At 62.5% G+C, this 13396-nt stretch carries 14 protein-coding genes; 11 read left to right on the forward strand and 3 right to left on the reverse strand.

Annotation, left to right across the window (positions count from 1 at the left end; all coding sequences use genetic code 11):
- The first annotated feature begins 1 nt into the window (after position 1).
- The 4 genes from BLS57_RS06665 to BLS57_RS06680 all read left to right on the forward strand — a co-directional run bounded on the left by BLS57_RS06665 (position 2) and on the right by BLS57_RS06680 (position 2042).
- Positions 2-601, forward strand: coding sequence for an RNA polymerase sigma factor (locus tag BLS57_RS06665; protein WP_093741183.1), 600 nt, complete (start codon positions 2-4; stop codon positions 599-601).
- Positions 588-941 (forward strand): hypothetical protein, encoded by a 354-nt coding sequence (locus BLS57_RS06670; RefSeq protein WP_244153618.1) that lies wholly within the window; start codon positions 588-590, stop codon positions 939-941. The genes BLS57_RS06665 and BLS57_RS06670 overlap by 14 nt, the downstream gene beginning before the upstream one ends.
- Position 942: 1 nt before the next feature.
- The gene (locus BLS57_RS06675) at positions 943-1449 is read left to right on the forward strand and encodes a periplasmic heavy metal sensor (protein WP_244153619.1); all 507 of its coding nucleotides are present in this window, start codon (positions 943-945) and stop codon (positions 1447-1449) included.
- 98 nt (positions 1450-1547) lie between these two features.
- On the forward strand, positions 1548-2042 hold the full coding sequence (locus tag BLS57_RS06680) for a hypothetical protein (protein WP_093740497.1): 495 nt from the start codon (positions 1548-1550) through the stop codon (positions 2040-2042).
- Here BLS57_RS06680 and BLS57_RS06685 read toward each other — a convergent pair.
- From BLS57_RS06685 to BLS57_RS06695, 3 genes are read right to left on the reverse strand one after another with little or no spacing between them, the layout of a single operon-like run.
- A complete protein-coding gene (locus BLS57_RS06685) occupies positions 2039-2587 on the reverse strand; it encodes a TadE/TadG family type IV pilus assembly protein (RefSeq protein WP_093740499.1) in 549 nt (182 codons plus the stop codon). The genes BLS57_RS06680 and BLS57_RS06685 overlap by 4 nt on opposite strands.
- The gene (locus tag BLS57_RS06690; RefSeq protein ID WP_093740501.1) at positions 2587-3126 is read right to left on the reverse strand and encodes a TadE/TadG family type IV pilus assembly protein; all 540 of its coding nucleotides are present in this window, start codon (positions 3124-3126) and stop codon (positions 2587-2589) included. Before BLS57_RS06690 ends, BLS57_RS06685 begins: the two co-directional genes overlap by 1 nt.
- The gene (locus tag BLS57_RS06695; protein ID WP_093740503.1) at positions 3123-4553 is read right to left on the reverse strand and encodes a TadE/TadG family type IV pilus assembly protein; all 1431 of its coding nucleotides are present in this window, start codon (positions 4551-4553) and stop codon (positions 3123-3125) included. Before BLS57_RS06695 ends, BLS57_RS06690 begins: the two co-directional genes overlap by 4 nt.
- 351 nt (positions 4554-4904) lie before the next feature.
- On the opposite strand from BLS57_RS06695, the gene BLS57_RS06700 reads away from it, so the two are divergent.
- The 7 genes from BLS57_RS06700 to BLS57_RS06730 all read left to right on the forward strand — a co-directional run bounded on the left by BLS57_RS06700 (position 4905) and on the right by BLS57_RS06730 (position 13382).
- Entirely contained in the window at positions 4905-6335 is a 1431-nt protein-coding gene (locus BLS57_RS06700) for a Glu/Leu/Phe/Val family dehydrogenase (RefSeq protein ID WP_093740505.1), read from the forward strand.
- A gap of 144 nt (positions 6336-6479) precedes the next feature.
- Positions 6480-7553 (forward strand): bifunctional transcriptional activator/DNA repair enzyme AdaA, encoded by a 1074-nt coding sequence (locus BLS57_RS06705; protein WP_093740507.1) that lies wholly within the window; start codon positions 6480-6482, stop codon positions 7551-7553.
- A complete protein-coding gene (locus BLS57_RS06710; protein ID WP_093740509.1) occupies positions 7550-8311 on the forward strand; it encodes an isocitrate lyase/PEP mutase family protein in 762 nt (253 codons plus the stop codon). Before BLS57_RS06705 ends, BLS57_RS06710 begins: the two co-directional genes overlap by 4 nt.
- A 67-nt stretch (positions 8312-8378) precedes the next feature.
- Positions 8379-9632, forward strand: a complete 1254-nt coding sequence (locus tag BLS57_RS06715; RefSeq protein WP_093740511.1) for a sarcosine oxidase subunit beta family protein — start codon at positions 8379-8381, stop codon at positions 9630-9632.
- Positions 9633-9644: 12 nt separating this feature from the next.
- Complete coding sequence (locus tag BLS57_RS06720; RefSeq protein WP_093740513.1) at positions 9645-9917, forward strand: sarcosine oxidase subunit delta; 273 nt, start codon at positions 9645-9647, stop codon at positions 9915-9917.
- Positions 9914-12850, forward strand: coding sequence for a sarcosine oxidase subunit alpha family protein (locus tag BLS57_RS06725; RefSeq protein WP_093740515.1), 2937 nt, complete (start codon positions 9914-9916; stop codon positions 12848-12850). Before BLS57_RS06720 ends, BLS57_RS06725 begins: the two co-directional genes overlap by 4 nt.
- On the forward strand, positions 12843-13382 hold the full coding sequence (locus BLS57_RS06730) for a sarcosine oxidase subunit gamma (protein ID WP_093740517.1): 540 nt from the start codon (positions 12843-12845) through the stop codon (positions 13380-13382). The genes BLS57_RS06725 and BLS57_RS06730 overlap by 8 nt, the downstream gene beginning before the upstream one ends.
- Positions 13383-13396 lie beyond the last annotated feature (14 nt).

Raw genomic sequence — 13396 nt, forward strand, 5'->3', positions numbered from 1 at the left:
GATGCAGATTTTGTCCGACGACCAGCGCGATGCGGATGCCGAGTTGTTGCAACGTTACGCCAACGGGGATGCCACCGCCGCGCGGTTGTTGACCACCCGTCTGGCGCCGCGTCTGCTCGGCCATGCCCTGCGGGTTCTGGGCGACCGGGCCGAGGCCGAGGATGTGGCGCAGGAGGCAATGTTGCGTCTTTGGCGGCAAGCCCCCGACTGGCGCAGTGGCGAGGCGAAGGTCTCGACATGGCTCTACCGGGTGGTGGCGAACCTCTGCACCGACCGTCTACGGCGGCGCAATTCCGGGGCGGTGCCGGGCGGGCTGGACGCGGTGGCCGAACCTGCCGATCCGACGCCGGGGGCGGCAGAGAAGATGCAGCAAGCTGCGCGGGCGGATGCTTTGCAAAAGGCATTGGAGAGCTTGCCCGACCGACAGCGGCAGGCGGTGGTGCTGCGCCATATCGACGGGCTGACCAACCCCGAGATTGCAGAGATTCTCGACGTGGGCGTCGAGGCGGTGGAGAGCCTGACCGCACGGGGCAAACGGGCATTGGCAGCGCAGCTATCGGGGCAGCGGGACGCATTGGGGTATGAAGATGACGGATTTTGATCAAGACGGGCTGGAAGATTTCTTTGCCGCGGCGCGGGCAACCCCGCCGCCGATGCCTGCTGACTTGCAAGCGCGTATCCTCGCGGATGCCGCTGCCCATATGCCAGCCGCTCGGCCCGCGTGGCACCGGGTGCTTTGGCAGTTGCTGGGCGGCTCGGCGGGGGTCGGCGGCTTGGTGACGGCGGCGGTGGTAGGGGTCTGGATCGGGGTCGCGCCGCCTGCGAACTTGCCGGATCTTGCCGGGCAAGTTGTGGCCGGGCAAATGGGCGGCACGGCTGAGAGTGAGGCCGAGACAGAGCTGCTGACCAGCGTCTATGGTTGGGACATGGAGGAAAGCTGACGTGACACGCAACGAAACCCCGCGCCAAAGGCGCATTCTCAGGTGGGCACTTGGCTTGTCACTGGCGTTGAACCTGCTGGTGCTCAGCGCCATCGGCGGCGCGCTCTGGCGGCATGGTGGACCAGGGCAGCGGGACAATCTGCCCGGGCTGCGCAGCTATGCCACGCCCTATGTGCAGGCTTTGCCCCAAGATGTCCGCCGCGATCTGCACCGCGAAATGCGCGCAGGACGCCAAGGGCCGCATCTGGACCGCGAAGCGCGGCGCGCGCATTACGAGCAGATGCTGGCGGCGTTGCGGGCAGAGCCTTTCGATCCAGCAGCTGCGCAAGCGGTTCTGACCACACAAAGCGACGCGGTCGCCAGCGTGCAGGCTGCGGCCCATGCCGCTTGGCTGGCGCAAGTGGATGCGATGTCTGCTGACGAGCGCGGAGCCTATGCCGATGCGCTGGAGACCCATCTGAAGGACAAGTCAGAGGGCCGCGGCAAGCGGTCGCGCAAAGAGCCGTAAGCCGCGCCGGGCTTGCCCTTGGCCTGACGGCGGGCTAGGGCAAAAGCCATATGACAGGGCAGGGCCGCGCAAGCCCGCCCGCCAAAAGGACGCCGCTCATGCAAGACCATCCCGCCGACGCCCCTGACATACTGGCCACGGCCAAACCCTCTCTCGGACGTCGGGTGATCGGGCTTGTGGCTCTCGTGGGGCTCGGGCTGATGCTGCTTCAGGCCGCGGTGACGCAGCCGCTTGATACAGGCTGGCAGATTGCGCTCATCCTCGTCGGTCTCGCCTTTATCGCTGTGGCTGAGGTGATGCGCCGGGCCACTGGCAGCGGGATCGAACTGACCGAAGAAGTGCTGCGCGATGCGGATGGAACGGTGATCCTGCGGCTGGACGATATCGAACGCATTGATCAGGGCTATTTCGCGATGAAGCCTTCGAATGGCTTCCTGCTCAAGGCGCGCCAACGTCAACCGCGGGGCTGGCGTTTGGGACTGTGGTGGCGGCTTGGCCGACGTGTGGGTGTGGGCGGCATGACCCCGGCGCGCGAGACCAAGCTCATCGCCGAGATCATCACCGCCCGTTTGATCGACCGTCAGGCCGCTTAGCTGTCAGACCAACTGGTCCGAGGCGCGTAGCGCGGGCGGGTGAATGCGAAGTTGTGGATTTCGCGCTGCTCCAGACCGGTTTTAAACTTCGGCTCGAAATCCAGCCAGGTCTCAACCAATGTCACACGTTCGTTGTTGGGCATGACGGGCAGTTTGTGATGCCAATTGCGCACATCGCCACTGTTAAGGGGACTGATCCAGCCGCGCACCTGAGACCAATCGGTATAGTAGCGGTTTTCGTCAGCGTCGAACCAGATCGAGGTCACGCGGATCGCCGTTTCGCCCGTTCCCCGCGTCATATACTCAAACAATTCCTGCATGCCGCGCAGATAGTCGGGATCAATCGCCTGTGTCTCGCGCGAGATGGCGTCACCGATCGTATATGTTGCCGTCTGGTTGAGGTTGTACATCCGGTAGGTGTCAAAGATGGAGTACATCGACAAATAGGCCCAGAAGATCAGCGGCATCATGATCATCGTCTCAAGCGCGATGGTGCCATCTTCACGGCGTAGAAAACCTTTGAGTGCACTGAGAATAGGGCGCATCAGTTCGGCTCCTGTACAAAGGCTGCAGTTGAAACCATCGACGCACGGCCCGCCCCGTCCTTCCTTAGCGCATAGCCAAGGCCGGTGGTCGGAAACAGCGGTTCGAAGCCGACGCAGGCGCGCAGCAGCATCAGCTGGTGTTCAACGCCGAGGTTCCAGCCCCGCACGGGCTTTGGATCTTCGGAGGTGTCCACACAGTCACTGGATTGACCGAAGGACGCGAAATTGCGCGGGTCGACGTTGATCATCTCGAGCCGCAACGTGGTGTCGCAGTCTTTGATGAACCCGGAGGTCTCGCAGATCATGTCTTTGATCTGCGGGTGGGTCATCGGGGTATTGGTGTTCAGCCGGATATAGCGCACCGTCATATCGAGACCGCGGTCGAGATACATATGGCGCATGGCATAGAAGCTCATTTCGACCGACATGATCAGCGCGGCAAAGAGCAACGGCACCATGATGACGAATTCCATGAGCAAAGCAGATCCGTCTTCGCCACCGCGAAACCGACGCCAGGCTTTGATTGCAGCATGTATCATTGGGTCAACCTCAGCTGGTTGATCTGTCGGGCGATTGCTTCAAAGGCGTCGACGATCTCTACGCCCTCGACCCGAAAGAAGTGGCTGTCGGAAGAGGCACAATCTTTCATTACCGAAGCACCATGCTCCTCGACTTCAAAACCGATGGACCAGATCACGATGCCTTTTTCCTTGGCAGCGTCGCAAATGTTGCTCAGCAGGTTGTCGGCCTGGGAGGGGGTGTATTTGGTCCAATACCATCTCCACTGTTCGCTTGAGCGCACGTTCTGGTTTAGCCACCAGTAGAAGGGGTAGTCGCTCCAGTGGCGGTAGTGGTCCAGGTTTGCGTAAACCTGACGGTTGATCCGGCGGGTTGTGACGTTCACACCATCGGTCATCAGGATCACGGTCTTAAGCGTATCGATGTCACTGTAGGCCGCAGGGCGGGACTGGAACGCTGCGTCGCCGCCGATGGCTTGATTGATCGGGCGGAAGGCAGGGTCAAGCAAAGCTACGCCCCATTTCATGCCAAGGTGGATAGCTGTGTTCGCGCGGGGCGAGAAGCTGCTAATCTGATTTTTGAGCTCAGTGGCATTCTGGGAAAAGGCTTTGACCTCTTCGTACTCCTGCTTAGGGCAGCCGGGATTGTCGATGTTGTTGTAGCGCCCTGTGTTTTTGCGATGTCTGCCGTTCCAATAGTAGCCCGCTTCGAAGTGCTGCATATGCTCGTACTGCTCTACCTGACTGATAGCGACATCGTCGAAATCGCTATCCTCAAAGTCCACGCAGTAGGAAAAATTATGCAACTCGGTGATATTCAATTCGTCGAAGATATCGGCGCCAACATTGACCTGCGCAGTATAGGGCACAACCGAGATTGAGATCAGGTCTGCGTTTTCAGGCTTCAGCACCGTATCGACAAAGATCGCGCCTGCATCGTGCAGGTTGTCCATCTTGCTGTTCTCGCGCATGGAACCCGAGATATCGAGCACCATAGAGATTTCGACCTTGTTGACCTTTTCTTCGGCAGTGGACTTGGCCGGGACATAAAGCGAGTCCTGTCCAAGGCTGTCCATAAAGAGGGTTGGAAGCCGCCGCGAAGCGTCAACTGTCACCCGGCGATAATTCAGCCCTTCCTCTACATTCACCGTAGAGACATATTCGGCCATGCCCGCTTTGTTGAAGTAGTCTCGCGCAACGGCTTCGGGGTCGAGTGTCTGGTCGAGGTCTGCTGCGGCAAGCACCGCGCGGTCCGCCACCGCCTGCACTTTTGAGCGTTCGCGTTCATGGCGCATAAGATCCACGCCCATCCCACCGAGAAAGACCATGATCAGGATCATGAAGACCGCAAATACCGTCACCAGCCCGTCTTCTTCTCGGGCAAATCGGTGCAGCATGACAGCGGCAGGGCGCTGCGGCGGAGTCTTTATGCGAATATCATCTGTCATAATCGTCGACCTTTCTGGCTTGGCACGCGGATCGGGCCAAAGCGAACGGGGCGGATTTCGCCTCGTGACATTTGTCGCGGGGGAAAGTGTCTAGAATTGGGCGCAAGCGGGGCGATTCAGGGGGCTATTGTTGCGTTTGATTGCGCAATCCTTGTGGAAACGTCGCATGGTTGCCCTAGCGTAAGTAATCGCGCCCTTTCTGGCGTTTCGACAGGAAAAGAAACTTTGTTGAATTAACGATTAAATAGGTCGCACCTTGCATAGAGGCGTCCTAGGGTGCCGCGGCATGCCGTGCGCTGCAGGTGAGTCGTGCCATAGAACACCGCGACTCGTAAGAAGGAGGAAAGACCGATGAATCCAGCAAATGAGCCGAGTTTCCGCGACAGTGTGGACCTGATGTTCAACCGCGCGGTGGCGCTGATGGATTTGCCGCCTGGCCTCGAAGAGAAAATCCGCGTCTGTAACGCGACCTACACCGTGCGCTTTGGCGTGCGCTTGCGTGGGCGCATCCATACCTTCACCGGCTACCGGTCGGTGCACTCCGAGCATATGGAGCCCGTGAAGGGCGGCATCCGCTATGCGATGGCCGTGAACCAGAACGAGGTAGAGGCGCTTGCGGCGCTGATGACCTATAAATGCGCATTGGTCGAAGCACCCTTTGGCGGTTCCAAGGGCGGGCTCTGTATTGATCCGCGCGAGTATGACGAGCACGAGCTTGAATTGATCACCCGCCGCTTTGCCTATGAGCTGATCAAGCGCGACATGATCAACCCTGCGCAAAACGTGCCTGCGCCCGACATGGGCACCGGTGAGCGTGAGATGGCCTGGATCGCCGACCAGTACAAACGCATGAACACCACCGACATTAACGGTGTTGCCTGTGTCACCGGCAAGCCGATCAACGCGGGCGGCATTCAGGGCCGGACCGAAGCGACGGGTCGGGGTGTGCAATACGGGCTGCGCGCCTTCTTCCGCGATCCCGAGGGGATGAAGAAGGCAGGCCTGAGCGGTTCGCTCGAAGGCAAGCGTGTCATCGTGCAGGGTCTCGGCAACGTGGGCTACCACGCCGCCAAGTTCCTCAGCGAACAGGACGGCTGCAAGATCACGGCAATCATCGAACGGGATGGCGCGCTGCATGACGAAGATGGCCTCAATGTCGAAGCCGTGCATCAGTGGATCACCAAACACGGCACGATCACCGGCTACCCTGACACTCATTGCGAGGCAGATGGCGCCAAGCTGCTGGAAGCGGAATGCGACATTCTGATCCCCGCGGCGTTGGAAGGGGTCATCAACCTGAGCAATGCGTCCGAGATCAAGGCACCGCTAATCATTGAGGCTGCGAACGGTCCGGTGACCGCCGGAGCCGATGAGGTGCTGCGCAAGAAGGGCACGGTGATCGTGCCCGATATGTATGCCAACGCGGGCGGTGTGACGGTGTCCTACTTCGAGTGGGTTAAGAACCTCAGCCACATCCGCTTTGGCCGCATGCAGCGCCGCGCCGAGGAAGCGCGTCACCAGTTGGTGGTCGACGAGTTGGAGCGGCTGTCCTCGGACAAGGGGCTCGGATGGACCCTCAGCCCGAACTTCAAAGAGCAATACCTGCGCGGCGCTGGGGAGTTGGAGCTGGTACGCTCTGGCCTCGATGACACGATGAGCACGGCCTATGAAGCCATGGCGCAGGTTTGGCACGGGCGTGAGGACGTCGATGACCTGCGCACGGCCGCCTATCTCGTGTCGATCGAAAAGGTCGCCGCGAGTTACCGCGCCAAAGGTCTGTAAGAACGAGAGGGCGGGGGCGAATGTCTCCCGCCTTTCTTATCGTCGGTCGGGTGAAGACGCGGCTAACGACGCGCCCTTCGAAAAACTTTGAATAGATGCCCGAAGTCAGGCGGACAGAGCGGCCTTGGCGCGATATCAAAGGGCATGATGTTTGATCTGCCTGATGAAAACCACCTGTACCAAGCCCTGCTCGCGCGGGACGCCAATTTCGACGGACGCGCCTATGTGGGGGTGACGTCGACAGGTGTGTTTTGCCGTCTGACCTGCCCGGCGCGCAAACCGAAGCGCGAGAACTGTCGTTTCTATCAGAGTATCGCTGATTGTATCGCGGCAGGTTACCGCCCCTGCAAACGCTGCCATCCTTTGGCCCCCGCGGCTGAGGGCGACCCTATGATCGGCAAACTGCTGGGTGCTCTGCAAGCCGATCCCGCGCGGCGCTGGAGCGAGGCCGATGTCTCAGGAGCCGGGTTCGACCCCTCGACTGTAAGACGTGTGTTCAAGCGGCAATACGGGGTGACTTTTCTAGAAATGGCACGACAGGCGCGACTGCGCACCGGGGCGGCGGTCTTGCCCAGCGGAGGGCGTGTCATCGATGCGCAGCTTGAGGCAGGCTACGAGTCGCCCGCCGCCTTCCGCGCCGCCTTTGGCCGTCTGCTCGGGATGCCGCCGGGTCAGTTTGCCAGCAAGGATGCCTTGCTGCGGGCGGATTGGATCGACACGAAGATGGGCGTGATGATCGCGGTCAGCGACGCCCGCGCCCTCCATTTGCTGGAGTTCGCAGAGCGTCGCGCGCTGCCGGGTGAGCTAAAGCGTCTGCATGACCATGCAAAGGGCCGCTTGGGCTTTGGCCGCTTTGCGCCCACCGATCAGATCGAAGCCGAATTGCAGGCATTCTTTGACGGACGCAGCGCGCAGTTTGATACGGCATTGGCGCCCCTCGGCACGCCCTTCACCAGAGAAGTCTGGCGCGCCCTGCGCGACATTCCTGCTGGGGAGACCCGCAGCTATTCCGAGATCGCCCGCGCCATGGGCCGCCCCGAGGCGACCCGCGCCGTGGCCCGGGCCAATGGTGCGAACCCGATCGCTATCGTCATTCCGTGTCACCGGGTTCTGGGCGCAGATGGGTCGCTCACAGGCTACGGCGGCGGCTTGTGGCGCAAACAGGCGCTGATTGAATTGGAGCGGGGCTTTGCCGCGCAGAGGGAGAAGGCAGGATGACGCAGCAAGATCGGGAGCAGCAGTTTGCAGCGCTGCACAAGAAGGGCGCGCCATTGGTGCTCTACAACATTTGGGACGCAGGTTCGGCGCATGCCGTGGCCGCCGCGGGAGCCAAGGCAATTGCGACGGGCTCATGGTCCGTGGCGGCGGCACAGGGCTATGACGACGGACAGGCTTTGCCGCTGGAGGCGCTGTTGCGCGTGGCGGGGGAGATTGTGCGCGCGGTCGATCTGCCGGTCAGCATTGATTTCGAAGGTGGCTATGCTGTCTCGCGCGAAAATTTGCGCGAGAACATTCGTGCGTTGGTCGGTACTGGGGCGGTCGGGCTGAACTTTGAAGATCAGGTTGTCGGTGGCGAGGGTCTGCATAATATTGATCTTCAAACACGGCGGGTCGAGGCGATCCGCAATGCGGCCGAGGCGGAGGGCGTGGCACTCTTCGTCAATGCGCGCACTGACCTGTTCTTGCAAAATCCTTCTGAGGCGCATGCCGACCACATAAACGCAGCCATCCGCCGAGGTCGGGCCTATGCCGAAGCCGGGGCCAGCGGCTTCTTTGTGCCGGGCCTGACCGACCCCACGCTGATCGCAAGGATTTGCAAATCGGTGGACTTGCCGGTCAACGTAATGAAATCACCCGCGGCGCCAGAAACCTCCGAACTCGCCGCCTGTGGTGTGGCGCGGATCAGCCATGGGCCGTTCCCTTACCGCGCAGCAATGGCGCAACTTGAGGCATCTGTCCGCGAGGCGCTGCAATAACCCTTCTTGGCGATTGATACTTCCGCGAAGACTTGGTTCAGTGGCCCGGTCTGAGGGGAGAACCAAGATGCGCTTTTCAGGATTGCGGGTGTTGCGCGAAGGGTTGACCGGCAATCGTGGCTGGACACCGCATTGGCGCGATCCGGAACCTAAGCCTGAGTATGACGCGGTAATCATCGGCGGTGGCGGCCATGGGCTGAGCACCGCCTATTACCTCGCCAAGAACCACGGCATGACCAATATCGCGGTGCTGGAGAAAGGTTATCTCGGTGGCGGCAATGTGGGGCGGAACACGACCGTGGTGCGGGGCAATTATTTCATGCCGGGCAATTCGGAGTTCTACAGCCATTCGCTCAAGCTTTGGGAGGGGCTGTCGCAGGAGTTGAACTATAACGTCATGTTCAGCCAGCGCGGGGTGATCATGCTCTACCATTCCGACGCGCAGCGTGATGCAGCGGCCCGGCGCGGTAATGCGATGATCAATCAAGGCGATGACGCAGAGCTGCTAGACCGCAACGCCCTGCGCAAACTGCTGCCTTACCTCGATTACGACAACGGACGCTTTCCCGTCCATGGCGGGCTGTTGCATCGGCGCGGTGGCACCGCAAGGCACGACGCAGTGGCATGGGGCTATGCGCGCGGCGCGGACCAGCGCGGGGTCGATCTGATTCAGCAATGCGAGGTCACTGGCATCGACATCGAAAACGGCGCGGTGCGTGGGGTGCAGACCACGCGCGGGCCGATCCGGGCCAAGAAGGTGGCGATCGTCACGGCGGGGCGCTCGGGGCAGGTGGCGGCCATGGCCGGGATGCGCCTGCCGATTGAGAGCCATGTCTTGCAGGCCTTTGTCACCGAGGGGCTGAAGCCGGTGATCGACCATGTGGTCAGCTTTGGCATGGGCCATTTCTATATCAGCCAGTCCGACAAGGGCGGGTTGGTCTTTGGCGGCGATCTGGATTTCTACGCCTCTTACGCACAGCGCGGCAATCTGCCGATGATGGAGCACGTGATGGAGGCGGGCATGACCCTGATGCCGATGCTCGGCAAGGCCCGCGTATTGCGCTCTTGGGGCGGCATCATGGACATGACCCCCGACGGCAGCCCGATCATCGACAAGACGGCGACGGAGGGTTTGTTCATCGATTGCGGCTGGTGCTACGGCGGCTTCAAGGCGGTGCCGGCCTCAGGCTTTGCGCTGGCGCATCTGATGGCGACGGGGCAGCACCACGAGACTGCGGCGGGCTTCCGGCTCGACCGGTTTCGCAGCGGCGAAGGTCTGATGGACGAAGAGGCCACCGGGTCTCAGCATAACTTGCATTGAGAGAGGGCGACCATGCGGATTGAATGCCCCATTTGCGGCAGCCGGGACCGGCGGGAGTTTTATTATCAGGGCGCGGCGGTGGCTTTGGACCGCCCTGCGCCTGACGCGGGTGACGCGGTCTGGGACGTCTATCTGCATCTGCGTGACAACCCGGCAGGAGAGACGCGGGACCTGTGGCAGCATGAGGGTGGCTGTGGCGCTTGGCTGGTGGTGACCCGCGATACGGTGACCCATGCGATCAGTGCCGTGGAACTGGCGTCAGACGTGAAAAGGGCCATGGCATGAGGATTGCAGGGCGCGGCATGATCGACCGGAGAAAGCCGGTGAGCTTCACCTTTGACGGGCGGCGCTATAGCGGGTTTGCAGGCGATACCGTGGCCTCAGCGCTGCTGGCCAACGGGCAGCGGCTGATGGGACGGTCGTTTAAGTATCACCGGCCCCGCGGCGTGCTGACGGCGGGGAGTGAGGAGCCGAATGCGCTGGTCACCACCGGGGTGGGGCCCGCGTCGGAGCCCAATGTCCGCGCCACCACGCAGGAGATTTACGAGGGGCTGGCGGTGCGCAGTCAGAACGCTTGGCCGAGCCTCGATTTCGATGTGATGGCGGTGAATGATCTGGCGTCGCCTTACCTTGGGGCGGGCTTTTACTACAAGACCTTCATGTGGCCGCGCCGTTTTTGGGAACGGGTCTATGAGCCGGTGATCCGGCGCGCTGCCGGGTTGGGGGCGCTCAGCGGTCAGCCCAATGCGGATGCCTATGAGAAAGCCTATGCCTTTTGCGATCTGCTGGTGATTGGCGCAGGTCCTACGGGGCTGATGGCGGCTTTGGCGGCGGGGCGCGCGGGGGCGGATGTGATCCTCGCGGATGAGGATGCGGTGATGGGCGGGCGGCTCAATGCCGAGAGTGAGATCGTGGAGGGCCAGCCGGGGCAGGCTTGGGCCGCAGAGGTAGTGGCGGAACTGGCGGCGATGGACAATGTGCGCCTGATGCCGCGCACCACGGTCACCGGAGCTTATGACGGCGGCATGTTCGGCGCTTTGGAGCGGGTGAACCAGCACCGCGCGCGGCGGGGCACGGGCGCGCCGCTGGAGTGTTTCTGGCGCATCGCGGCGAAACAATCGATCCTCGCGGCAGGGGCTTTAGAACGCCCGGTGGCCTTTGCCAATAACGACCGGCCCGGCATCATGATGGCGGGGGCGGTCCGGGTTTATCTGAACCGCTGGGGGGTGGCGCCGGGCAAGCAGGTGGCGGTCTTTGGGAATAACGACGACGCGCATCGCACCGCGCGCGAGCTTGCGGCGGCGGGGGTGCATGTGGCGGCGCTGATTGACTGCCGCGAGGGGGTGCGCGTTCAGGGCGCGGCCTATCCGGTGCTCAGCGGGGCGCAGGTTTGTAATGCCTCGGGCCGCAAGGAGTTGGAGGCGGTGACGATCCGCACCGCCAGTGGCGAGCATAAGATACAGGCCGATTGTCTGGCGATCTCGGGCGGTTGGAACCCCTCGGTGCATCTGACCTGTCATCTGAACGGGCGGCCGACGTGGAACGCGGATATTCAGGCCTTTGTGCCGACCCCCGGCGCGGTGCCGGGGATGCGGGCGGCGGGGGCGTGTAATGGGGTGTTTTCTACGCGAGGCTGCTTTGTTGCAGGGCTTGAGGCCGCTACGGCGGCGCTGGAGGCCTTGGGCCGCAAGCCGGTCGCGATTAATTTTCCGGAGGCCGAGGACGCGGCCTACAAGCTCGAACCGCTCTGGGCGGTGGCGGGCAAAGGGCGGGCGTGGCTCGATTTCCAGAACGATGTCTGCGTTAAGGATGTGGCGCAGGCGGCAGCCGAGAACTTTCGCTCGGTCGAACATATGAAGCGCTACACAACCCAAGGCATGGCGCCGGATCAGGGCAAGAATTCCAACGTGACGGCGCTGGCGGTGTTGGCCGACGCCACCGGACGCGGCATTGCAGAGACCGGCACCACCACCTTCCGCCCACCCTACACGCCGGTGTCGATTGCGGCTATGGGCGCGGGCGGGCAGGGTAAGGGCTTTGCGCCTGAGCGTTTCACCACTAGCCATGCGGCGAGCCTTGCGATGAAGGCGCCGATGGTCGAGGCGGGGCTGTGGTACCGCCCCAGCTATTTCCCGCGCGGGCAGGAGCGGCACTGGCGGCAGTCCTGTGACCGGGAGGTCGGTTTTGTTCGGAACGCGGTGGGCATCTGCGATGTCTCGACCCTGGGTAAGATCGACATTCAGGGGCCGGATGCGGCCAAGCTGCTTGATCTGGTTTATGTGAATACCTTCAGCAGCTTGAAGGTCGGCAAGGTCCGCTATGGGCTGATGCTGCGCGAGGACGGGTTCGTTATGGATGACGGCACCTGCGCGCGGCTGGGCGATCAGCACTACCTGATGACAACGACGACGGGTGCGGCGGGGCAGGTGATGCGGCATCTGGAGTTTGTCACTCAATGTCTGCACCCAGAGTGGCAGGTGCATGTCATTTCGGTCACCGATCACTGGGCGCAGTTTGCCGTGGCGGGGCCGAAGTCGCGCGACTTGTTGAACGGGCTGCTCGACGCGCCGATTGATAACGCGTCCTTCCCCTTCATGGCCTGCGGCGCGGTGCAACTGGGCGGGGTCGAGGCGCGGCTGTTCCGCATCTCCTTTTCAGGTGAACATGCCTATGAGATCGCCGTGCCCGCACGCTATGGGGCGGCGCTGTTCGATCTGCTGGTGGCCCGGGCCGAGGCAATGGGTGGCGGGGCCTACGGCATGGAGGCGCTGAATGTGCTGCGGCTGGAAAAGGGCCATCTGACCCACGCCGAGATCGACGGGCGTGCCACGGCGGGGGATGTGGGCATGGAGGCCATGGTGTCGGACGCCAAGGACTGTATCGGCAAGACCATGTCCGAACGCCCCGGCCTGCGCGACCCCAAGCGCGGGCAATTGGTCGGGCTGCGGCCCGTGGGCGCGGTCAAGCAACTGACGGCGGGGGCGTTTTTGTTCGCGCCGGGGGATGAGGCGATCCGCGAGAATGCCCAAGGCCATACGAGTTCGGTCGGGTTTTCGCCCGACATTGGCACATTTATCGGGTTGGGGTTCGTCACGCGGGGCCGCCAGCGGCATGGCGAGCGGCTGCGCATGGTGGATCACCTGCGCGAGATCGAAGCCGAAGTGGAGATCTGCGCCCCGGTCTTTGTCGACCCGGAAGGAGGGCGTGCCCGTGGCTGAGTTGAAAGCACAAAACCCCTTTGCCGACCTGCTGCCCTTGAAGATCGGTGGCGTCTCGGTGGACGCACGTGATCTGGGGCATCTGACAGTGCTCGGCGATCTCGGGAACCGCGCAGCGCTGGCCGAGGCGCTGGAGCAGGCGCATGGGCTGGCGCTTCCCGAACCTTTGCGCAGCACTGAAAACGGTGCGACGCGCTGCATCTGGCTTGGCAGCAGCGAGGTCTTGCTGATTGGCACGCCCCCCGATGCTGCTTTGACAAAAGTGGCGGCGGTGGTCGATGTCTCGGACGGTTGGGCGGCGGTGCAGCTTTCGGGCGTTGGGGCCGAGGACGTGCTGGCGCGGCTGGTGCCGGTGGACGTGCGGACGTCGGTGTTTGAGCGCGGTCATACCCTGCGCAGCCAGTTGCGCGAGATGCCCGTCTCGATCACCCGCAATGAGGGCGGCTTTCTCCTGCTGGTGCCGCGCTCGGTGGCTGCCACGATGGTGCAAGAATTGCGCCGCGCTATGGAAGCGGTGGCATCGCGGCGCTAGGTTGCCCATCGGGG

The organism is Sulfitobacter delicatus (assembly GCF_900102535.1).
GTDB classification, from domain to species: Bacteria; Pseudomonadota; Alphaproteobacteria; order Rhodobacterales; family Rhodobacteraceae; genus Sulfitobacter; species Sulfitobacter delicatus.